Here is a 20,563-nt window from a genome sequence, read left to right on the forward strand (position 1 = left end):
GGGGGGAGCAGCGTGATCGGGAACGACGGCGGGGCGGGGTGCAGCTGGGCGGGCAGGTTGCGGCTGGGCGAGCTGCCGCCGGGCTAGTTGGGCGGCCTGCGGCTAGGCAGGCTGCTGCCAAGCGGGCTGCCGCCGGGCGGGCTCGGACGAAGGCTGGCGAAGCTGCGCGCAGGGCCGCGGGTGGGCGGATGCCTCAGGCAAGGCCACGCCGAGCGACACAGGCCGCAGCGCAGGCATGCGACCAAGGAACTGGCTGCGTCTGGGCAAGCTGGGGCGGAGGCTGGCGGAACGGTGCGGGCGCAGGTTCTGGCGGAGCGGATTGGGCGAAAGGTGGCAAACCAGCGCGGCTGGGCGCGGTGACGGATGGCGGACGAGTGGCTATGCACGCGAAGGGTGCCTCGACCGAAGCACCGAAGCACCGAAGCACCGAAGCACCGAAGCACCGAAGCACCGAAGCACCGAAGCACCGAAGCACCGAAGCAAGTATGAGCGGCCGATCGAGTCGTGAGCGTTCATCCCAGCGAGAAATCCCGGCTAGAACCGGCCAGGCCACTCACCGGCCCCCATCGCCGCCACCCGCACGCCCTCGGTAACCCAGCGCGGCAGTCCCCAGCGCACCAGTCCCCCGGTACGAAAAACGGCGCGTGCCCGGCCGAGAGGAACCTCGACCGGGCACGCGCCGTGCAGTCGTTCCGAGCGCGAGCGCCGTTACTGCTCGCTCGCGTTGTCCTTGCCGTGGTCGCCGGGCATGGTGGCGTCCACGAGCTTCTGCGACGGGGCCGCGACGTGCTTGGCCTTGCCGAAGAAGCCGATCTCGCCTTCCGCGTGGAGGCGTTCGACCATGTGCGGGTAGTGCAGCTCGAACGCGGGGCGCTCGGAGCGGATCCGGGGCAGTTCGGTGAAGTTGTGCCGCGGCGGCGGGCAGGACGTGGCCCACTCGAGCGAGTTGCCGTAGCCCCACGGGTCGTCGACCGTGACGATCTCGCCGTACCGGTAGCTCTTGAACACGTTCCAGATGAACGGCAGCGTGGACGCCCCGAGGATGTACGCGCCGATCGTGGAGATCGTGTTCAGGGTGGTGAACCCGTCACTGGCCAGGTAGTCCGCGTAACGCCGCGGCATGCCTTCCGCGCCCAGCCAGTGCTGCACCAGGAACGTGGTGTGGAAGCCGATGAACGTGGTCCAGAAGTGCCACTTCCCGAGCTTCTCGTCCATCATCCGGCCGGTGATCTTCGGGAACCAGAAGTAGATCCCGGCGAAGGTCGCGAACACGATCGTGCCGTAGAGGACGTAGTGGAAGTGCGCCACCACGAAGTAGCTGTCCGACACGTGGAAGTCGATCGCCGGGGCGGCCAGCATGATGCCGGTCAGACCGCCGAAGAGGAACGTGACGATGAAGCCCATCGAGAAGATCATCGGCGTCTCGAAGGACAGCTGGCCCTTCCACATCGTGCCGATCCAGTTGAAGAACTTCACGCCGGTCGGGACCGCGATGAGGAACGTCATGAAGGAGAAGAACGGCAGCAGGACCGCGCCGGTCGCGTACATGTGGTGCGCCCACACCGCCACCGACAGCGCCGCGATCGACAGCGTCGCGAAGACCAGGCCCTTGTAGCCGAACACTGGCTTGCGGCTGAACACCGGGAAGATCTCCGACACGATCCCGAAGAACGGCAGCGCGACGATATAGACCTCTGGATGGCCGAAGAACCAGAACAGGTGCTGCCACAGGATCACCCCGCCGTTGGCCGGGTCGAACACGTGGGCGCCGAGATGCCGGTCCGCCATCAGGCCGAACAGGGCCGCGGTGAGGATCGGGAACGCGAGCAGGATCAGGATGCTCGTGATCAGGATGTTCCAGGTGAAGATCGGCATCCGGTACATCGTCATGCCGGGCGCGCGCAGGCAGACCACCGTGGTGATCATGTTGACCGCGCCGAGGATCGTGCCCAGACCGGACACTGCCAGGCCGGCGATCCACAGGTCGGCGCCGACGCCGGGCGAGTGGATCGCGTCCGACAGCGGCGTGTAGGCGAACCAGCCGAAGTCGGCGGCTCCACCGGGCGTCAGGAAGCCGGACAGCACGATCAGGCTGCCGAACAGGAACAGCCAGTAGGAGAACGCGTTCAGCCGCGGGAACGCCACGTCGGGCGAGCCGATCTGCAGCGGCAGGATGAAGTTCGCGAACCCGAACAGGCTCGGCGTCGCGTACAGCAGCAGCATCACCGTGCCGTGCATGGTGAACAGCTGGTTGTACTGCTCCTGCGACAGGAACTGCTGCCCCGGCTGGGCGAGCTCCGTCCGGATGAGCATGGCCATCGCGCCGCCGATCATGAAGAAGGCGAACGACGAGACCAGATACATGATCCCGATCTGCTTGTGGTCCGTCGTGCGGAACAACCGCAGCAGGTACGAACCCTTTGCCGTCTCGCGCGCGGGATACGGGCGCGTCGCGATCGGCTTGGGGGCTACGGCCGTCACTCCTGCCTCCAACACTGCAACCTTGTGGTGGTCAACTTCGGGGCGCTCGGGCTCAGGCGAGCCTGATCCGGGCGGTTAAGGGGATCGTAGCCCTCGGTACCGACAGTCGCTCGCACCGGCTGGTTAGATCACCGCGTGACCGACCTGTACCGCGCCGCGGCGGTCTCCTCCGCGCTCGCTGTCGGCCGCCGGTTCGGCCTCCCCACCGGTGCCGCACAGGTGCTGCACGAGCGCTCGAACGTGCTGGTGAGGATGGGTCCGGTCGTGGCGAGGGTCCCGGCCACCACCCGGCTGCTGCGGCCGGACGCGACCGCGTGGCTCAAGCGGGACGTCGCCCTTTCGGCCTACCTCACCGAACGTGGTGTGCGCGTCGTCTCACCGACCGTCGATCCCCCGGCCGGACCGCATTTCGCCGAGGGCCTGCCGGTCACGCTCTGGCACTGGACCCCGCACGATCCGGACCATCGGCACGGGCCGGACGAGACCGCCGGATCACTCGCCCGGCTCCACGCCGCTTTGCGCGACTACCCGGGGGAACTGCCCTCCCGCGGCCCGGTCGACGAACTGCTGGACACCGTCACCCGCGACGGTTCGCTGCTGGACGGCTTCGCCGACCGGATCCGCGCGGAAACCGAACGGCTCGCGGCGCTGCTGCCGTCCGGCTCGGGCCAGGCCCTGCACGGCGACGCGCACCCCGGCAACCTCATCGAGACCGTCGACGGCCCGTGCTGGCTCGACTTCGAGGACGCCTGGCGCGGACCGCTCGAATGGGACCTGGCGATCCTCGCGAGACAAGGTGGGCCGGAGTTCCTCGCCGCGTACCTGGGCGAAGCGGACGAAGCCGTTCTCGCGACGTGTACGCAGCTTCGCTCGCTCTTCGCGGTGGCGTGGCGGTTCCTGATCGCACAGCGTTTCCCACACCGCCTGGGCGAAGCGCGCGCCGCGGCGGCCGAGTACTTCAGCTGACCCAGCCGAGGATCGCTTCGACCACGCCAGCCGGGTCCTCCAGCGGCGTCAGGTGCCCGACGTCGGGAAGTACCGCGAGAGTCGCGTCGGGCAGCGCTTCGACCATGGTGTTGGCGGCGTCGAGCGGCGTGATCGCGTCGCGCTCCCCCACGATGACGAGCGCGGGGACGTCGGTTTCGCGCAGCAGGTCAACGGAATCGGGCCGGTTGCGCATCGCCCGCGCGGCCCAGGCGACTCCGGACGGCGGCTGCTCGTCGATCAATTCGCGCACGCGCGCGAGGACGTCGGCGGACGCGGTGTCGGCGAGAAGATTCGGCAGGTTCGCGTCGGCCAGCCAGTTTTTGACGCCTTCGGCCTCCGCGCGGTTCGCGACGTCGAGCCGGGTCTGCGCGGCTTCGGGGGTGTCCGCGGTGGCTTTGGTGTCGATGAGGACCAGTCCCCCGACGCGCTCGGGAGCGTGCCGCAGGACGGCCATCGCGAGGTAGCCGCCCATCGAACAGCCGCCGAGAACCACCTGATCGAGTTCGAGCTTGTCGAGGAGCGCGACGACATCCCGGGCGGCATCGGCGAGATCCGGCTCGGCTTCGGTCTCCGGCAACGGGCTCCGGCCGAGACCGCGCTGGTCGGGAGTGATGACCCGGAGGCGTTCCGCGAGCGGCGCGCGGACCGGGTCCCACATGCGGGCGTCGAGCGGGAAGGCGTGCAGGAGCACCAACGGCAGTTCGGTCATGGCGGAGATTGTCGCTGTTATCGCGGCGATTTTTGTCGGACCCCGTCGTTATGGTCGGGGGCGTGACAGAGATCGTGACGGAAAGGCTGGTGCTGCGGCACTTCGTGGAGACCGATCGGCGGGCAGTGACGGAGATCCAGAGCGACCCGGAGACGAACCGGTACAACCCGCGCCCGCCGGACACCGCGACCACCCTGGTGATGTTCGACAGCTGGCTCGAGCACTGGGCGGAGTTCGGCTACGGGTACCTGGCGGTCCGGGAGCGGGGCGGGCCGGAATCCGCCGACGGGTCGGACGTGATCGGCATGACCGGAGTGCGCAACCGGGAGTTCCGGGGCGAGAAGGTGCTGAACCTGGCGTACCGCTTCCGGCCGTCGGCGTGGGGGAAGGGCTACGCGGAGGAGGCGGCGCGGGCGTCGGTGGAGTGGGCGGAACGGGAGATCCCGGCGATTCCGGTGCTGATCAGTGTGGCGGTGACGAACACGCCGTCGTTGCGGGTGGTGGAGAAGCTGGGGTTCACCGAGTACGTGGAGGAGGAGTACGACGGGGCGGTGTCGCGGCATTTTCGGCGGTGACGGGGCTTTTGAGGGGGCGGCGACGGGTGACGGCTGACGGATGACAGCTCAGGGCGGCACGCTCGCGCGGTGAGGCGTGGGGTTTCGGCGCCCGGGGTCGGGTTTCGGTGCCGAGGGGTGGGTTTCGGTCGTGACGGGATTTCCGCTGCGACGGGCGTTCGGCGACGATGCGCGCTCCGCGCAATGGCCGTTTGGCGGCGATGCGCGCTCGGCCGCGATGCGCGCTCGGCCGCGATGCGCGTTCGGCGACGATGCGCACTCGGCCGCCTTCGTCGACTTCACCCGCGACGGGACGCAGCGTTACCGCACCCACACCTGCGTCAACCGCGACGCAGTCCGGCGGAACCGTGCCGCGGCGGAAGGGAGCCCTTTCGCAGTAACGGGTTTCCGCTTCACCAACGGCGATTCGGCCGACGCCGGGCCCGAGCCTCCCAGCAAGGCCGATGCCAATGCCGACGATCCGCGACGCCGCCGGTCTCGTCCGCGGGCCAGACGACCAGGTGCGGAACGCCAGACTGGATCTCGTGGTCGCAGCCGGGGCAACGATAGGTCTTGGCGGCCTGCGCGCCGGGGACGGTGCGCACCAGCCAGTCCCCGTCGGGGCCGGATTCGCTGCGGGCCCAGCCGCTGACCGCGCCGGCGTCTGGCCGCTCGACAGAGACGGGACGGCCTCGGCCGGGTCGATTGCGTCTGGGCACGCAATTACGGTAACTGGGCGTCTGCGGGACAGCTCAGCCACGCACCCGAACCACCGGCTCAGCCTGGTTGCCGGGAACCGCGTCTCGCGGGGGCTCAGTGAATTGGCTGACTGCAACCACTCGTGCTCGGTGCATGGAGTGAGCCAACGGCAATGAAGGCGACGAGACCTGGTTGGAGCAGCCAAGCGACATCCGGCGAGGCGAGTTGGCCAGCAGTGCACACCGCCGCCATGAGGCGGCGAGACCTGGCCGGAGGAGCCAAGCGGCATTCGCTTGGGGTGAGTGAGCCAGCGGTGCGCACCGCTCCCATAAAGGCGGCGAGGCGTGCCTGCAGCAACCAAAGCCATTCGGTGGGGTCGGGTGAACTGGCGGCGCGGAGCATCTCAATGGAGGGCTGCGGCAGAGCATCTATGGAGCGCCCAGAATGACGTCCGGGTCGCCGTTCAACCCCGCGCGATCGCCAACGGCACCAACTGCTCCGCCGACGTCAGCGAGCCGTGCTGGCCTACCAGGTTCGACTCCACTGCCTCGGCCAGTTCGCGCACCATGCCGAACGTTCCCGTCGCCGCCGCGACGACGTCGCCGATTCGTGGGCGTACCCGGTCGCTCACCGCGGCGCCGAACCAGCCTGCCGCGATTGCCTCCTCTCGCGGCAAGACCCAGGCACGCGAGCCCAGCACCTCGCGCCACGCGGCTACGACATCCGCCGTGGCACCGGGTTCCGTGTAGACGTGCCGCGCGCGGACTTCGCCGCCGAAAGTTCGGACGCCTGCCAGCAGTTCCGGGGTGTCCTCTAGGTTCAGTTTCTCTTCGACGGTCACCATTCCGTGGTCCGCCACCACCGCCAGGACAGCACCGGCGGGCAATCCATCCACAATGGACTCAACCAGCCGGTCGACCTGGCGGAGTTGCATGCGCCACGCAGTCGAGCCGGGGCCGTAGAGGTGGCCTAGCAGGTCTAATTCGCTGTGGTAGGCATAGCAAAACGACCGCGAAGACAGGACGTCCAAGGTACGTGCGGCCAGGTCGCCCAGTGCGTGCACGCCAGCGTAGCGGGCACCGCTTTGTGTCGCTTGCGTCAAAGCTGTGTTGGCGAAATGCGCCGAAGACACCACCGCGGCCTCGATCCCCGCGGCGGCGGCGCGTTCGAAGGTCGTCGGCAGGGGTTGGACTTCGCGTGGGGGCAGGGCGCCTCGCAGGTCGCTGCCGTCGTCGTGGGAGCGCCAGCGCAGGGCGTTCATGACGCCGGTTCCCGGCATCTCGAAGGTGTAGCCGACCATGCCGTGCTCGCCGGACGCCAGACCGGTGCCGATCGCGGCGACCCCGGCGGCGGTGGTCGACGGGAAGCCGACTCGCAGGGGGCTGCTGGCGAGTTCGGTGAGGACGGGGGCGTCCGCGGCGTACTGGGCGAGCAGTTCCCAGCCGAGGCCGTCGATGAGGAGCACGCAGGCGCTGCGGGCTTCGGGCAGCGCCAGGCCGCCGTCCTCGCCGGGCACGCCCAGTGCGCCGAGCAGGGCGGGAACGACCTGGCCTAGGTGCGGAACATCCGCGTACTGGGGCACATCCACCCGGACAGCTTCCCACCAACGCGGCCCGCCAGCGATAATCAACGCATGCCCACCTACGCCTACCGCTGCCGCGACTGCACCGAGACGTTCGAACTCCAGCGCCCGATGGCCGAGTCGAGCGCGCCCGCCCCGTGCCCGGAAGGGCATACGGACACGGTCAAGCTGCTCACGACCGTCGCGCTCACCGGCTCGGCGTCCGCACCGGCACCGGCTGGTGGAGGTTGCTGCGGAGGCGGGTGCTGCGGCTGATCGGCGGGACTTCGCGCCGAGGCAGTCGCTGCAGGTGACCGGTGGTTGCCGCAGCTGGCCCGGGCCGCCGCCCGCGTGTGCACCGGTTCAGCGGGCGCGGGGCTCAGGCGCACCTGAGCCCCGGCAGCATCCACCGCCACGACGACGGATGCTGCGCCGCCAACCGCTCAGCAACCCTTCAAAGCCTGGTCCAGATCAAGCCACAAGTCTTCGACATCCTCCAGCCCAGCCGAAAGCCGCAACAGCCCGTGGGTGATGCCGGAGTCCGTGCGGTCGTCCTCGGCGACAATCCGGTGCGTCAGCGAAGCCGGGTGCTGGATCAGTGTGTCCACGCTGCCCAGGCTCACCGCGGGCGTGATCAGCCGGACAGCGCCGACCACCGCGTGCGGGTCGCCGGTCACTTCGAAGGCCACCAGCGGGCCGCCCAGTTTCGGGTAGTGCACGGCGCTGACTGTCGGGTGCGAAGCTAACCGCGAAGCCAACACGGCGGCGGTCTCCGAAGCGGCCTTGACCCGCAGCGGGAGCGTCGACAGGCCGCGCAGCAACAGGTATCCGGCGAGCGGGTGCAGCACGCCACCGGTGGCGAAGCGCAGGGAGCGCAAGCGCGCGGCTTCCTCGGCATCGCAGGCCACGATGCCGCCCATGACGTCACCATGGCCGCCCAGGAACTTTGTCGCGCTGTGCAGCACCATTCGGGCGCCGAGGCGGCCGGGGCGTTGCAGGACGGGCGTCGCGAAGGTGTTGTCGACCAGGACCGGGACGTCACCGCACGCGGCGGTCAGGGCGGCGATGTCCAGTTCGCTCAAGGTCGGGTTCGCGGGCGTCTCCACGAAGACCAGGCCGGTGTCGGGGCGCAGGGCGTCGGCGACGTCCTCCGGGGCGGTCCAGGTGACCTCGGTGCCCAGGAGGCCGGTGGTCAGCAGGTGATCGGTGCAGCCATAGAGCGGCCGGACGCCGACGATGTGGCGTTTTCCTTGCGACACCGCGGAAAGCAGGCACGCCGATACCGCCGCCATGCCGCTGGCGAAAGCCACGGCGTGGTCGAAGCCTTCGAGTTCCGCCAGCGCCTGCTCGAACCGTTCGACGGTCGGGTTGCCGATCCGGCCGTAGATGCCGGTGACGTTCCCGCCCGCGGCGAACTCGTCGATCCGGCGGGCCTCCTCGGCGCTGTCGCGCGCGGGGTAGGTCGTGGAGAAGTCGAGCGGGACGGCGTGCAGGCCGAGGTCGGCGAGATCGTCGCGACCGGCGTGGACGGCTCGGGTGCGCAGGGCGGAAGTCATGGCAATCACGTTCGGACAAGCAACGGCCGCGAAGCAATAAGCTCGGATAAGATTCAGAAATGTCCGAAAATCCAGAACTCAGTCCGGTTGATCTTGAGATTCTGCGGGTGCTGCAGAACGATGCCCGGACGTCGAACAAGGAGCTCGCGGCCGCGGTCGGGCTCGCACCGTCCACCTGCCTGGACCGGGTGGCCCGGCTCCGGGAGACCGGCGTGATCACCGGCCAGCACGCCAAGGTCGACGCGGCGAAGGTGGGCCGTCCGCTGGAGGCGTTCCTGTTCGTGCAGGTCCGGCCGCATCGCCGGCCGCTGGTGGAGCAGTTCGTGGAACATCTGCTGGCGCTGCCGGAAATCCGCGCGGTCTACCACCTGACCGGACCGGACGACTTCCTCGCGCACGTCGCCACCACCTCGGCCGCCGAGCTGCAACGGCTGGTGCTGGACGAACTCACCTCCCGCGACGAGGTCGCCCGCGTGCACACGAATCTCGTGTTCCAGCAGTGGCAAGGCGGTCCGCTGCTACCGCCGGACGGCGAACCCGCCCAAGGCGCGCGCATCCGACGGCGCAACCGGTGATCAGCGCAAGATAGACCGGTGCAGATCAGCAATCTGACCGAAGCCGACCGCGCCGATTGGGAAACCCTCGCTCGCGGCAAAGACGCCTACTTCGACGTCGAGCGCGCCGACGACAGCTACGACCGGACCTGGTGCCGCCTGCTCGACGACGACCGGATCCGCGGCGTCGCCGCCAAACTGGACGGCACGATGGTCGGCATCGCGCATTACCTGTTCCACGCCAGCATCTGGTACTCCGGGAAGTGCTACCTCGCCGACCTGTTCGTGTCGGAGAACGTGCGGCGCAAGGGAGTCGCGACGGCGCTGATCGAGTGGATCGCCCGCGACGCCGAGGCAAACGGCTTTCCGTCGCTCTACTGGAACACGCTCGAAGACGCCCCTGCCCGAGCGCTTTACGACCGTATCGGCAAGTACCACGACGGCTTCATTCTCTATACGTACAAGCGTCAGTAGTCCTTGAAGCCCTTCCCGGTCTTGCGGCCCAACCGTCCGGCCGTCACCAGGTGTTCCAGCAACGGCGCCGGAGCGAACCCTTCTTCGCGGAACTCGTTGAACAGCGTCCGCTCGATCGCCAGCGACACGTCCAGCCCGACCACGTCCAGCAATTCGAACGGCCCCATCGGCAACCCGCAGCCGACCTTCATCGCGGTGTCGATGTCGTCCGCCGACGCGTAATGCGCCTCCAGCATTTTCACCGCGTCGTTGAGATACGGGAACAGCAACGCGTTCACGATGAATCCGGCCCGGTCACCGCAATGCACCGGGTGTTTCCCGACCGCCGCGCACACGGCCGTCGCGGTCGCGGTGACGTCCGGGGCGGTCGCGATGGTGGACACCACTTCCACCAGTTTCATCACCGGTGCCGGGTTGAAGAAGTGCAGGCCGATCACCTCGCCGGGACGCGAAGTCGCCGCCGCGCATTCGATAACCGGCAGCGAGGACGTCGTGGTCGCGAGCACCGCGCCCGGCCGGACCACCTCGTCCAACGCCGAAAACACCGCCTGCTTAACGGAAAGCTCCTCGGCCACTGCCTCGACCACCAGGTCGACCTCGGCCAGTTCCTCGAATTCCGTCACCGGCCGGATCCGGCCCAGCGCGGCCGCGGCGTCCTCTTCGGACAGTCTGCCCTTCACCACGGCCTTGTCGAGCGACTTCTTCACCTTCGCCACCGACGCTTGCGCCTTCTCCATGCTCCGCGCCCGCAGCAGGACGTCGAAACCGCGCTTGGCGAACACTTCCGCGATGCCGGTGGCCATCGTTCCAGTCCCGATCACTCCCACGGACCGGACCGGACGAGCGAGCGAAGAATCCACAGTGGACGATGCGACGGAATCCACCACCACCGGCGAATCCGGCGCGTCGTAAGCGTAAAAGCCATGCCCGCTCTTGCGTCCGAGCTGACCCGCGGTGATCATCTGCTTCAGCAACGGCGCGGGAGCGTGCAGCCGGTTGCGGGATTGGTGGTACATCGTGTCGAGGATTTCGTACGCGGTGTCCAGCCCGATCAAATCGAGCAGCGCGAGCGGGCCCATCGGGTAGCCGCAGCCGAATCGCATCGCCGCGTCAAGATCTTCCCGGGTGGCGTAACGCTGCTCGTACATCCGCACCGCGTGGTTGAGATAGCCGAACAGCAGCGCGTTCGCGATGAACCCGGCCCGGTCGCCCATCACCACCGGCGATTTGCCCAGCCGTTGCGCGAATTCCACGACGTCGGACACCACGTCCGGCTCCGTCACCACCGTGCGCACGACCTCGACCAGTTTCAGCACCGGCGCCGGGTTGAAGAAGTGCATCCCGACGACCTTGCCCGGCCGCGCGGTGTGCACGCCGATCTCGGTGATGGACAGGGAGGACGTGTTGGACGCGAACACCACGTCCGGCCGCGTCACCTGGTCCAGCTGGGTGAACACCTCGGCCTTCGCCGCGAGGTTCTCCGGGATCGCCTCGATCACCAGGTCCACTTCGGACAGATCGGCGAGCGAGGTGGTGGCGCGGATCCGGCCCAGCAGCGCCTCCCGGCCCGCCTCGTCCAGCTTGCCGCCCGCGAGCGCCCGTTCGGTCGAATGCCGCAAGTGGCCGAGACCACGTTCGACGCCCGCCTCGTCCAGTTCCACCGCGACCACGTCGAGCCCGCTGCGGGCCAGCACCTCCGCGATGCCCGCGCCCATCGTGCCAAGACCGACCACACCGACCGTCGAGATTTCCCGTGCCACCAGGCCTCCAGAGGTTACCCGCTGGTAATTGCCGCTCACTGTGCCACGCGAGACCCCCGAAAGCACATCGGAATCGAGTCAGTCCCGACGAAGTCACCCGGTCGGAAACCCCGCAGGTCACTCCCCGAAGTTCGCCTCCACCAGCTCGGCCACCTTCGCGACCGCCTCGTTCGCCTGCAGTCCGCGGGCCCGCACCACGATCCGGTCGCCTTGCCGCGCGCCGAGCGACATCAGCGCCAGCACGCTGTGCGCGTCCGCCTCCTGTTCGTCCAGCCGGATCGACACCTCGGCCTCGAATCCGGCCAAGCTGCGCACCACGACCGCGGCCGGCCGCGCGTGCAGCCCGACGTCGTTGGTCAGCGTGAATTCCTTCTCCACCACGCCTGCCTCGCCGGCCGCCGAAGCCTCCGCGACGGCCAGATCGGGCGCGACACCGGCACTCGCCGCGGCCTCGCCCACGGCCTTGGCGTTCGCCCCGCCCTGCGCCGCGACGGCCGCCGCCACCGCGCCTTCCACCAGCGGCGCGTCGACCACCACCGCGGCGGACGGATCGGCCAGCGACTCGACCGCCAGCTCAGCGGTCATCTGCGCGCTGCCGAGGTCGTACAGCAGCACCACGCCGTCGCCGGAATCGGCCCGCTGCGTGGCCGCGACGACCTCGTCGTAGTCGGTGCCGATGCCGCCGCCGTCGGGCAGCCCGCCCGCCGGGACAATCCGGACGTCCGGGGCCATCTGGGCGGCCAGTTCGGCCAGGCCTTCGGCCAGTTTCGCGCTGTGCGACACAAGAACGATTCCGACGGTCACCGGGCCGCCTCCGCGAACGCGCGCAGCAGCAGCGCCGTGGAACGGGCACCCGGATCCATGTGTCCCACAGCGCGTTCCCCGAGGTAAGAAGCGCGGCCCTTGCGCGGCACCAAGTCCACAGTGGACTCCGCGCCCCGATCGGCCCCGTCGGCCGCCGCGGTGAGCACCTCGGCGATCGTGCCGTCGGCAGCGCCTTCGGCCGCGGAGATGGCCGGGATCAGCGCGTCGACCATCGTCGCGTCGCCGCCCACCGCCTTGCCGCGCGCCTGCACGCCCTCCAAGGCCGCGCGCAACGCGTCCAGCAGCAGCGGCACATCGATCTCCGCCGCGTCGCCGAGCTTCGCCGACGCACGCAGGAAAGCCGTGCCGTAAAGCGGACCAGCCGCGCCGCCGACCTTCGAAATCAGTGTGGTGGCAGCGAGTTTCACGACTCCGGCCGGCGTTTCCGGCACCGCGGTCTCCAGCGCGGAGACGATCGCGGTGAAGCCCCGGCTCAGGTTCTCGCCGTGGTCGGCGTCGCCGATCGCGCGGTCGAGGTCCACCAGTTCGGTGCGGTGTTCGGCGATCACTTCGGCGGCGGCGCGCAACGCGGCCGCGACCCCTTCGGCAGTGCAGGCCATCAGATCCCCCACCGCAGCGCGGGCGTGCGCACCGGCGCGTCCCACAGTTGCGTAAGCTCGTCGTCCAGTTTCAGCAGGGTCAGGCTGATGCCCTGCATTTCCAGGCTCGTGATGTACGGGCCGACCAGCCTGCGCTCGACCAGGATCCCGCGCTCGGCCAGCAGCCGCTCGGCGATGCCGTGCGCGAGGTACAGCTCCAGCTGCGGCGTGCCGCCCATCGAGTTGGTGAACAGCAGCACCTTGTCCCCGGGTTCGAACGGCAGGTCGGACACCACCGCCTCGACCATCCTGGCGACCAGCGCGTCGGCCGGTTCGGCCGGGATCCGCTCGCGGCCGGGCTCGCCGTGGATGCCGATGCCGAACTCGATCTCGTCCGGGCCGAGGTCGAAACTCGGCTCGCCCGCGTGCGGCACGGTCGGCGCGGACAGCGCCACCCCGATCGACCGCACCTGCCCGATCACCTTGCGCGCCAACGCTTCCACCGCGTCCAGCGAATCGCCGCGCTCGGCCGCCGCGCCGGCGATCTTCTCCAGCAGCACGGTCCCGCCGACGCCGCGCCGCCCGGCGGTGAACGTGGAGTCCTTGACCGCCACGTCGTCGTCGATCACCACGCTGCGCACGTCCAGGTCTTCAGCCGCGGCCAGTTCGGCGGCGGTCTCGAAGTTCAGCACGTCGCCGGTGTAGTTCTTCACGATCAGCAGCGCCCCGGCCGGCCCGGTGGTGGCCGCGATCGCGCCCTGCACCGCGTCCGGGGTCGGCGAGGTGAACACCGGCCCGGGCACCGCGGCGTCGAGCATCCCGGGGCCGACGAACCCGCCGTGCAGCGGTTCGTGCCCGGACCCGCCGCCGGAGACCACCGCGACCTTGCCCGCCACCGGCGCGTCCGCGCGCACGACCAGCGCCGGATCGTCGCGCACCCGCAGCAGGTCCGCGTGCGCGACCGCGAGCCCTCTCAGCGATTCGGCGACAACGGCCGCCGGATCGTTGATGATCTTCTTCATGGCGGACCTCCGGCACCTCGGCGTCGTGGACGCCCCCAACCTATGAGGTCGCCGGGCGCGCCGCAAAGCGCCCCACTGGTCACGCCGCGGGCAGTTTCCCTGCCAGCTGCTTGGCCAGCCCGACGGTCTTGCCGCACGGGTCGTCCTTGTCCGCCTGCGCGTCGGAGTTCGTGTACTCCAGCTGGACCACCTCGACGTGGTCTTCCTTCCACTGCCGGTGCTGCCATTTGACCTGGCAGCTCGACCCGGAGGTGCCCTGCTTCGCGTACGCCTGGTTCGGCGTGCCGACGTCGGCCTTCAGCCAGCCGTCGCCCTCGGTCGGCGCGACGCCGGGGAACATCGCCACCCGGACGCTCGGGATGAGGCCCCAGTCGCACGAGTGCAGCCCGGACGCCCGCGGCTTGCCGCCCTTCACGACGCCGTCCACGGCAGCCTCGTCGAGCACCGTGCACGGGTCGACAGCCAGCAACGTGCCAGGGCCCGGCGTGTACTTCTGCGGGTTGTTGTGCAGTTTCTCGACCGCCGTCGCGACGAGCTTGCGACCGGCCGCGCAGGCGTCGCCGCCGGCGTAGTCGATCCGGAAGGACACGCCGAAGGCGGGGTTCCGCGCGGTGAGCGCGCTGACCACGCAGCCCGTCCCGCCGCCGAGGTCGGGCACCTCGACCTGCGGCAGTCCGCCGACCGCGCCGGTGGTCTTGTCCGAAGCGAAGGTCACGATGCCGCCGACCTCGACGCTCGCGCGGATTTCCTTGCCGCCCGGGTCGTTCGCCTTGGCGACGCAGGAGTCGAACTGCGTGCTCGACGCGGTCGCCTCGCCCTGCATCGTGCCGAGCGGGCTCATCGCGGTCTTGTCCACGAACTGGCACGGCAGCAGGTCGCGCAGGACGGCGGGGGCGACCGCGGGATCGGTGATGGGGCCGGACGTCGCGCCGCTGTCCCCGGCGGCGGGGACGGTCGTGCGCGCGAAGTTCTCCTTGCCCAGATTCGGGCCGCCGCACGCGGACATCGCCGACGTCGCGACCACGCCCGCGGCGACCAGGGCGGACAACTTCAGGAACCGGCCGAACCGGCGATCGTGCACCACGTCCGGCAACCTAGCGGGCGAGGTCGCCGGACGTGGGGACTTTGAATGTTTCGGTGCGGCGCAGCCGCTCCGTTGAGGGTGGCGGTGGGGCGGGGCCCGGGTTATTCGGCGGGTGACTCTTCTGTCGAATCGGTCGACGGCGGCACGACCAGCGGCCGCAGCACCGCCCACAGCACGAACATCGCGGTCACCACCAGCAGGCCGATGCCCGACCAGAGGTTGATGTTCACGTCGGCGGCCTTCTTCAGATCGGCGTCGCTGGTGAACCCGGCGCCCATGATCGTGAGGATCACACCGTAGACGCCGAGCAGCAGCGCGATGATCAGCCGGATGTCGAAGGCGCCCGCCTTGTGCGGCCGCGAGGTTTTCTCGGTCATGCGGGCCTCCTCAGAAGATGATGTTGAGGGCGATGGTGATCACGAGGACGATGCCGGCCAGCAGGCCCGGCTTGCGGTACCAGCCTGCGTTCTCGCCGGTGTTGTCGTGCTTGAGCGCGTCGCGCGGCGTGAGCGAGTAGACCAGGCCGACCAGCTGCGCGTCCGGCTTCGGCTGGGTGGCCAGCGAAACCCCGACGCTCACCACGATGTCGACGACGAACGCGGTGCCCGCCGCCACGAAGCTGGTGCCCTGCCCGGCGAGCGAAAGCACGTCGAACTGCGACAGCAGCCAGATCGTGATCGCCGACGCGGTGCCCGCCACCAGGCCGATCCACCCGGCGGCCGCGGTCATCCGCTTCCAGAACATGCCGAGGATGAACGTGGCGAACAGCGGCGCGTTGAAGAACGAGAACAGGTCCTGCAGGTAGGTCAGGATGTTCGAGGACTGCGACGCGACGAACGCGGTGCCGATGGCCAGCACGGTCGCCCAGACGGTCGTCTTGCGGCCGAAGTTCAGGTAGTAGCCGTCCGGCTTGTCCTTCTTGAAGTACGTCTGCCAGATGTCGTACGTGAACACGGTGTTGAAGGAGCTGAGGTTCGCCGCCATGCCCGCCATGAACGACGCGAGCAGACCGGCGATCGCGATGCCGAGGATGCCGTTGGGCAGCAGGTCGCGCATCAGCAGCAGGAGCGCGTTGTTCGCGGTGACCCCGCTCGTGGCCGGTTTGTCCGCGAGCAGAAGTCCCTTGTCCTGCAAGTACTCCGGCACCACGACGCCGGCGATCATGCCGGGGATGATCACGATGAACGGCACCAGCATCTTCGGGAACGCGCCGATGATCGGCGTGCGCCGCGCGGCCGACATGCTCTTCGACGCCATCGCGCGCTGGACCTCGACGAAGTTCGTCGTCCAGTACCCGAACGACAGCACGAAGCCGAGACCGAACACGATGCCGAGGACGGACAGGAAGTTGTTGCCGAAGCCGGTCAGGTTGTCGCCCGGCCAGGAGTGCAGCTGCGCGGTGCCGCCGGGGCTGTGCGTGATCTTGTCGACCAGGCCCTGCCAGCCGCCGACCTTGACCAGGCCGACGATGGTGAGCGGCAGCAGCGCCACGACGATCACGAAGAACTGCAGCACCTCGTTGTAGATCGCGGCGGAGAGCCCGCCCAGCGCCGTGTACCCGAGCACGATGGCGGCGGCGATGACGATCGACACCCACAGCGGCCAGCCCAGCAGCAGGTTCACGACGCTGGCCAGCAGGAACAGGTTCGCGCCCGCGATGAGGATCTGCGCCGCGGCGAAGCTGATGCCGTTGACCAGATGCGCGGTCGGCCCGAACCGGCGGCGCATGAACTCGGGCACGCTGCGGACCTTGGAGCCGTAGTAGAACGGCATCATCACCAGGCCGAGGAACAGCATCGCCGGGATGGCGCCGATCCAGAAGTAATGGACGGTCGGCAGGCCGTAGAGGACGCCGTTGGCGGACATGCCCATGACCTCGACCGCGCCGAGGTTCGCGGAAATGAACGCAAGACCGGTGACCCACGCGGGCAGCGACCGGCCCGAGAGCAGGAAGTCGAGACTGCTCGACACCTGCCTTCGCGCGAGATAGCCGATGCCCAGCACCAGGACGAAATAGAACGCCAACTCGATGTAGTCGATCGGACTCGCGTCGAGCCGCAAGTTCGCGTCGGCGAGGAACGGCACCCCTGCCACCTCCGAATCAAACATTCTCACACAGAAAACACCATCGTTCCTGTCAGACCGGCACAGTACTGCATGGATTCCGAACAGGCACCCCGACACCGCGGTTTTTCACCAACCTGCCGCTGACCTGTGCATTCCGCGTGCCCGGAAGCACTCGTGTTGAGTCCTGTCGCTTCGCCGAGCAAGGACTCACCATGGTCACAGATTCACCCGATTCGGGAGGGTTCCCCTCCGCCGCCCATAAGATCCCGGAACCCTTCGACCACCTCGGAAAGGACTCCCCCGAGATGACCAACCCCACGCCCGCCCTCCGCATGCCCGGACGACTGCGCGGTGCGCTCGTGTTCGTGTTCCTGCAGGCGCTCCTGAACGGCCTATACGGCATCCTCGCCCAGCTGGAGATCGCGAGATGGGTGGACCACGGCCAAGACCCGGCCGGGGTCCTGTACCTGATCGAATTCCTGTCCTACATCTTCGCCGCCGGCCTGCTGGCGTCCGGCATCGCGATCCTGCTCGGCTACGACTGGGGCCGGTGGGCACTGCTGGTGTGCGAGGTGCTGTCCGCGATCAGCGGCCTGATCAACCTGGTGTCCGGCAGCCCCCAGGCGCTCGTGGGACTGGTGCTGGCCGGACTGGTGGTGTCGACGCTGTTCCAGGAGCAGGTGAAGGCCTGGTTCGAGGCGAAGGCGGCGCAGCGCCGGGGCGCGGCGGGACCGGCTGCTCCGCAACCCGGTTCGACGATCTGACGAATTCGCTGGCGACCGCGCCAGGACGAACGTGCTGAGTGGAGGGCTCCCGACCTGGTTCGGGGGCCCTTTCCTATCTCATCGGCTGGCGTTGTCGAGCCGTGCCAGCCATTCGCGCAGCAGACCGGCCTCGAAGACGCTGAAGCCCGCGTCCGTCACCGGGTCGGTTTCCTTGGTGGGTGTGACGATCCCGAGCAGCGCCTGCGCACGGTCGGCGATGGGAGAGCGATCGCCGGGTGCGGCTTGTTCCGTCAGCGCGTCGAGGACGATGTCGCGCAGCGGCCGGATCAACTGGACGTCTCGCGCTTGTTCCGGCTGGGCCAGGAGAAGCAGAACCGCGCCGGTCGTGGACGCCTCGATGGCTACTGTGGCCGCCTCGACCGATCCTCGGAGCAGGCCTTGCGCGTTGGCGCGTTCGAGCATGCCGCGCAGGATGGCCCGGTTTTCCGCGGCCGCCGCGGGCTGCCGGCCCGGCCGGACGTTTCCGTACATGAGCTGGTAGATCGCGGGGTTGGCCAGCCCGAACGCGACGTGCATGTCCCAGCCGCGGCGCAGGTCCTCGACCGGATCGTCGCCGGGTTCGAACGCGCGCTTCTCCGCGAGGTAGCTCTCGAAACCGAAGGTGGCCACGGCGTCCAGCAGCCCGTCCTTGTCCGCGAAAAGCCGGTACAGCGTGGGTGTCTGCACTCCGGCCGCCGTCGCGACGGCCCGGGTGGACAGCCCCGACGGTCCCGCCGCGGCCAGCAATTTCACCGCTTCGCTCAGGATGCGCTCGCGCTGGTCGTCCGATGCCATGTGCCGACGATAACAGAATCCTGTTGACGTTGACACTGACGCTGTCACGGTAATAGCGTTATCAACGTCAACACCGAAAGGATCAGCTCATGTCTTCTGTGCACGTCGCTATCGCCTACTACTCCGGATACGGCCACACCCTCGAGCTCGCGAAGGCCGTCAGCGAGGGGGTCGGGTCCGTGCCCGGGGCCCGCGCCGACCTGGTCGACGTCGCCGAGATGTCCGACGCGAAATGGGAAACCCTCGACGTCAGCGATGCGATCGTCTTCGGCACCCCGACCTACATGGGTTCGGCGTCCGGGGCGTTCCACGCGTTCGCCGAGGCCACCTCGAAGCGCTGGATGACCCAGCGCTGGCTGGACAAACTCGCGTCCGGGTTCACCAACTCCGGCTCGATGAGCGGCGACAAACTGCACACGCTGCAGTACCTCGCGCTGCTCGCCGCGCAGCACGGCATGCACTGGGTCAGCCTCGGCCTGATGCCCGGCTGGAACACCACCACCAGCAGCGAACACGACGACAACCGGCTCGGGTTCTACCTCGGCGCGGGCGCGCAAACGTGGAACGACCAGGGCCCGGACGCCGTCCACGGCGCGGACCTCACCACGGCGCGCCACCTCGGAGCGCGGGTCGCGACCCAGGCTCTGCGGTATCAGCAGCCGCTGGCGTCCTAACCGCCGTCAGAACAGCCGGAACTCGTCCGAATCCGTGCCGCGCAACGCGTCGTAGTCCAAGACCACGCAGCGGATCCCGCGGTCCTCGGCGAGGACGCGCGCCTGCGGCTTGATCACCTGCGCCGCGAACACGCCCTGCACCGGGGCGAGCAGCGGGTCGCGGTTGAGGAGTTCGAGGTACCGGGTCAACTGCTCGACACCGTCGATTTCGCCGCGGCGCTTGATTTCCACCGCGACCGAACCGCCGTTGGCGTCGCGCGCCATGATGTCGACCGGCCCGATCGCGGTCGGGTATTCGCGGCGGACCAGGGTGTAGCCGTCGCCGAGCGTTTTGATGTGCTCGGCGAGCAGTTCCTGCAGGTGCGCTTCCACGCCGTCCTTCTGCAGGCCCGGGTCGACGCCGAGGTCGTGCTTCAGGTCGTGCATGACCTCGTCGATCGTGATGACGAGTTTCTCGCCCGCCTTGTTCTGGACCGTCCAGACGTCCGGGTCCTCGATCAGCCAGCAGGGCGGCGACATCCAGTTCAGCGGCTTGTACGAGCCGCCGTCGGAGTGCACGAGCACCGAACCGTCGGCCTTCACCATCAGGACGCGGTTGGCCATCGGGAGATGCGCGGTCAGCCTGCCGACGTAATCGACCTGGCACCGGGCGACGACGAGCCTCATCGGATCCGCCCCGCACGGAGCGGGCTGGCGAAACCGGCCTGGAGGATGGGGAGCACGAGACGCACCCGCCGAGGGTAGGACAGTCTCGGTGATACTGGCGAGGTGGACCCCATTCAGCGTGTCGCGACCCGCGAGGTGTATCGGAACAACTGGATGACGGTGCGGGAGGACGCCATCCGCCGCGCCGACGGCAGCGACGGCATCTACGGCGTGGTCGACAAACCGACCTACGCACTGGTCATCCCCCTCGACGGCGACCGGCTGCACCTGGTCGAGCAGTTCCGGTACCCGCTCGGGATGCGGCGGTGGGAATTCCCGCAGGGAACCGCGCCGGACCTCGCCGAGACCCCGCCCGCCGAACTGGCGCGGCGGGAGCTGCGGGAGGAGACCGGGTTGCGGGCGTCGTCGTTCACGGAACTGGGAATGCTCGACGTCGCGCCGGGGTTGGCGAGCCAGCGCGGGCACGTGTATCTCGCGACCGGGCTTACCGAGGGCCCGCCGGAGCGGGAACTGGAGGAGCAGGACATGCGGACGGCGTGGTTCAGCCGGACGGAGGTGGAGAAGATGATCTCCACCGGGGAAATCTCGGATGCGCAGACGGTGGCGGCGTACACGTTGCTGCTGCTGCACGAACGAGAGATCCGTGAGGGGAACCCTGAGGGAATCTGATTCCCTGAGAGGGTGTTGTGGAACCTGGTGTTTCGCTCGGTGTGTCGGTGGTGGTAGCGGCCGGGTGTGGTGATCATCGGGTGG

At 68.9% G+C, this 20,563-nt stretch carries 22 protein-coding genes; 8 read left to right on the forward strand and 14 right to left on the reverse strand.

Annotation, left to right across the window (positions count from 1 at the left end; translation table 11 throughout):
* Window positions 1-708 precede the first annotated feature (708 nt).
* Complete coding sequence (gene ctaD / locus ACZ7SW_RS12265; protein WP_470230450.1) at window positions 709-2,481, reverse strand: aa3-type cytochrome oxidase subunit I; 1,773 nt, start codon at window positions 2,479-2,481, stop codon at window positions 709-711.
* A gap of 135 nt (window positions 2,482-2,616) precedes the next feature.
* On the opposite strand from ctaD, the gene ACZ7SW_RS12270 reads away from it, so the two are divergent.
* Window positions 2,617-3,447 (forward strand): phosphotransferase enzyme family protein, encoded by an 831-nt coding sequence (locus tag ACZ7SW_RS12270; RefSeq protein ID WP_470230451.1) that lies wholly within the window; start codon window positions 2,617-2,619, stop codon window positions 3,445-3,447.
* Here ACZ7SW_RS12270 and ACZ7SW_RS12275 read toward each other — a convergent pair.
* Window positions 3,440-4,177: an alpha/beta fold hydrolase gene (locus ACZ7SW_RS12275; protein WP_470230452.1), complete on the reverse strand. Its 738-nt coding sequence runs from the start codon at window positions 4,175-4,177 to the stop codon at window positions 3,440-3,442. The genes ACZ7SW_RS12270 and ACZ7SW_RS12275 overlap by 8 nt on opposite strands.
* Window positions 4,178-4,227: 50 nt before the next feature.
* On the opposite strand from ACZ7SW_RS12275, the gene ACZ7SW_RS12280 reads away from it, so the two are divergent.
* On the forward strand, window positions 4,228-4,752 hold the full coding sequence (locus ACZ7SW_RS12280; RefSeq protein WP_470230453.1) for a GNAT family N-acetyltransferase: 525 nt from the start codon (window positions 4,228-4,230) through the stop codon (window positions 4,750-4,752).
* A 392-nt stretch (window positions 4,753-5,144) separates the two neighbouring features.
* On the opposite strand, the gene ACZ7SW_RS12285 is transcribed toward ACZ7SW_RS12280, so the two are convergent.
* Window positions 5,145-5,450: a hypothetical protein gene (locus ACZ7SW_RS12285; RefSeq protein ID WP_470230454.1), complete on the reverse strand. Its 306-nt coding sequence runs from the start codon at window positions 5,448-5,450 to the stop codon at window positions 5,145-5,147.
* 443 nt (window positions 5,451-5,893) lie between these two features.
* On the reverse strand, window positions 5,894-7,018 hold the full coding sequence (locus tag ACZ7SW_RS12290) for an alkaline phosphatase family protein (RefSeq protein ID WP_470230455.1): 1,125 nt from the start codon (window positions 7,016-7,018) through the stop codon (window positions 5,894-5,896).
* Between the two features lie 45 nt (window positions 7,019-7,063).
* Here ACZ7SW_RS12290 and ACZ7SW_RS12295 point away from each other — a divergent pair, with 45 nt between their 5' ends.
* The gene (locus ACZ7SW_RS12295) at window positions 7,064-7,267 is read left to right on the forward strand and encodes an FmdB family zinc ribbon protein (protein WP_183124959.1); all 204 of its coding nucleotides are present in this window, start codon (window positions 7,064-7,066) and stop codon (window positions 7,265-7,267) included.
* Window positions 7,268-7,434: 167 nt separating this feature from the next.
* Here ACZ7SW_RS12295 and ACZ7SW_RS12300 read toward each other — a convergent pair whose 3' ends face one another.
* Window positions 7,435-8,547 carry a trans-sulfuration enzyme family protein gene (locus ACZ7SW_RS12300; protein WP_470230456.1) on the reverse strand — a complete coding sequence of 371 codons (1,113 nt, stop codon included), beginning with the start codon at window positions 8,545-8,547 and terminating at the stop codon, window positions 7,435-7,437.
* A gap of 59 nt (window positions 8,548-8,606) precedes the next feature.
* On the opposite strand from ACZ7SW_RS12300, the gene ACZ7SW_RS12305 reads away from it, so the two are divergent.
* Window positions 8,607-9,122 carry an Lrp/AsnC family transcriptional regulator gene (locus ACZ7SW_RS12305; protein ID WP_470230457.1) on the forward strand — a complete coding sequence of 172 codons (516 nt, stop codon included), beginning with the start codon at window positions 8,607-8,609 and terminating at the stop codon, window positions 9,120-9,122.
* An 18-nt stretch (window positions 9,123-9,140) separates the two neighbouring features.
* On the forward strand, window positions 9,141-9,575 hold the full coding sequence (locus ACZ7SW_RS12310) for a GNAT family N-acetyltransferase (RefSeq protein WP_470230458.1): 435 nt from the start codon (window positions 9,141-9,143) through the stop codon (window positions 9,573-9,575).
* Here the strand turns inward: ACZ7SW_RS12310 and ACZ7SW_RS12315 are convergent.
* The 7 genes from ACZ7SW_RS12315 to ACZ7SW_RS12345 form a co-directional block, all read right to left on the reverse strand.
* Window positions 9,569-11,335 (reverse strand): 3-hydroxyacyl-CoA dehydrogenase family protein, encoded by a 1,767-nt coding sequence (locus ACZ7SW_RS12315; RefSeq protein ID WP_470230459.1) that lies wholly within the window; start codon window positions 11,333-11,335, stop codon window positions 9,569-9,571. The genes ACZ7SW_RS12310 and ACZ7SW_RS12315 overlap by 7 nt on opposite strands.
* A 117-nt stretch (window positions 11,336-11,452) precedes the next feature.
* Window positions 11,453-12,139 carry a dihydroxyacetone kinase phosphoryl donor subunit DhaM gene (gene dhaM / locus ACZ7SW_RS12320; protein ID WP_470230460.1) on the reverse strand — a complete coding sequence of 229 codons (687 nt, stop codon included), beginning with the start codon at window positions 12,137-12,139 and terminating at the stop codon, window positions 11,453-11,455.
* Entirely contained in the window at window positions 12,136-12,759 is a 624-nt protein-coding gene (gene dhaL, locus ACZ7SW_RS12325) for a dihydroxyacetone kinase subunit DhaL (protein ID WP_470230461.1), read from the reverse strand. Before dhaL ends, dhaM begins: the two co-directional genes overlap by 4 nt.
* Window positions 12,759-13,760 carry a dihydroxyacetone kinase subunit DhaK gene (gene dhaK / locus ACZ7SW_RS12330; RefSeq protein WP_470230462.1) on the reverse strand — a complete coding sequence of 334 codons (1,002 nt, stop codon included), beginning with the start codon at window positions 13,758-13,760 and terminating at the stop codon, window positions 12,759-12,761. Before dhaK ends, dhaL begins: the two co-directional genes overlap by 1 nt.
* A 79-nt stretch (window positions 13,761-13,839) precedes the next feature.
* Window positions 13,840-14,844 (reverse strand): DUF3558 domain-containing protein, encoded by a 1,005-nt coding sequence (locus ACZ7SW_RS12335; RefSeq protein ID WP_470230463.1) that lies wholly within the window; start codon window positions 14,842-14,844, stop codon window positions 13,840-13,842.
* A gap of 101 nt (window positions 14,845-14,945) precedes the next feature.
* Window positions 14,946-15,221 carry a hypothetical protein gene (locus tag ACZ7SW_RS12340; protein ID WP_470230464.1) on the reverse strand — a complete coding sequence of 92 codons (276 nt, stop codon included), beginning with the start codon at window positions 15,219-15,221 and terminating at the stop codon, window positions 14,946-14,948.
* Window positions 15,222-15,231: 10 nt separating this feature from the next.
* Window positions 15,232-16,929 carry a sodium:solute symporter family protein gene (locus tag ACZ7SW_RS12345; RefSeq protein WP_470230465.1) on the reverse strand — a complete coding sequence of 566 codons (1,698 nt, stop codon included), beginning with the start codon at window positions 16,927-16,929 and terminating at the stop codon, window positions 15,232-15,234.
* A 287-nt stretch (window positions 16,930-17,216) separates the two neighbouring features.
* Here ACZ7SW_RS12345 and ACZ7SW_RS12350 point away from each other — a divergent pair, with 287 nt between their 5' ends.
* Complete coding sequence (locus ACZ7SW_RS12350) at window positions 17,217-17,675, forward strand: hypothetical protein (RefSeq protein ID WP_470230466.1); 459 nt, start codon at window positions 17,217-17,219, stop codon at window positions 17,673-17,675.
* Between the two features lie 78 nt (window positions 17,676-17,753).
* Here the strand turns inward: ACZ7SW_RS12350 and ACZ7SW_RS12355 are convergent, their stop codons facing one another.
* Entirely contained in the window at window positions 17,754-18,470 is a 717-nt protein-coding gene (locus ACZ7SW_RS12355) for a TetR/AcrR family transcriptional regulator (RefSeq protein ID WP_470230467.1), read from the reverse strand.
* Between the two features lie 89 nt (window positions 18,471-18,559).
* On the opposite strand from ACZ7SW_RS12355, the gene ACZ7SW_RS12360 reads away from it, so the two are divergent.
* Window positions 18,560-19,144 (forward strand): flavodoxin family protein, encoded by a 585-nt coding sequence (locus tag ACZ7SW_RS12360; RefSeq protein WP_470230468.1) that lies wholly within the window; start codon window positions 18,560-18,562, stop codon window positions 19,142-19,144.
* A 6-nt stretch (window positions 19,145-19,150) separates the two neighbouring features.
* On the opposite strand, the gene nucS is transcribed toward ACZ7SW_RS12360, so the two are convergent.
* Window positions 19,151-19,810 carry an endonuclease NucS gene (gene nucS / locus ACZ7SW_RS12365; RefSeq protein ID WP_037815327.1) on the reverse strand — a complete coding sequence of 220 codons (660 nt, stop codon included), beginning with the start codon at window positions 19,808-19,810 and terminating at the stop codon, window positions 19,151-19,153.
* 102 nt (window positions 19,811-19,912) lie between these two features.
* Here nucS and ACZ7SW_RS12370 point away from each other — a divergent pair, with 102 nt between their 5' ends.
* A complete protein-coding gene (locus ACZ7SW_RS12370; protein WP_470230469.1) occupies window positions 19,913-20,479 on the forward strand; it encodes an NUDIX domain-containing protein in 567 nt (188 codons plus the stop codon).
* The last annotated feature ends 84 nt before the right edge of the window (window positions 20,480-20,563 follow it).

Source organism: Amycolatopsis sp. NPDC114484 (assembly GCF_055633755.1).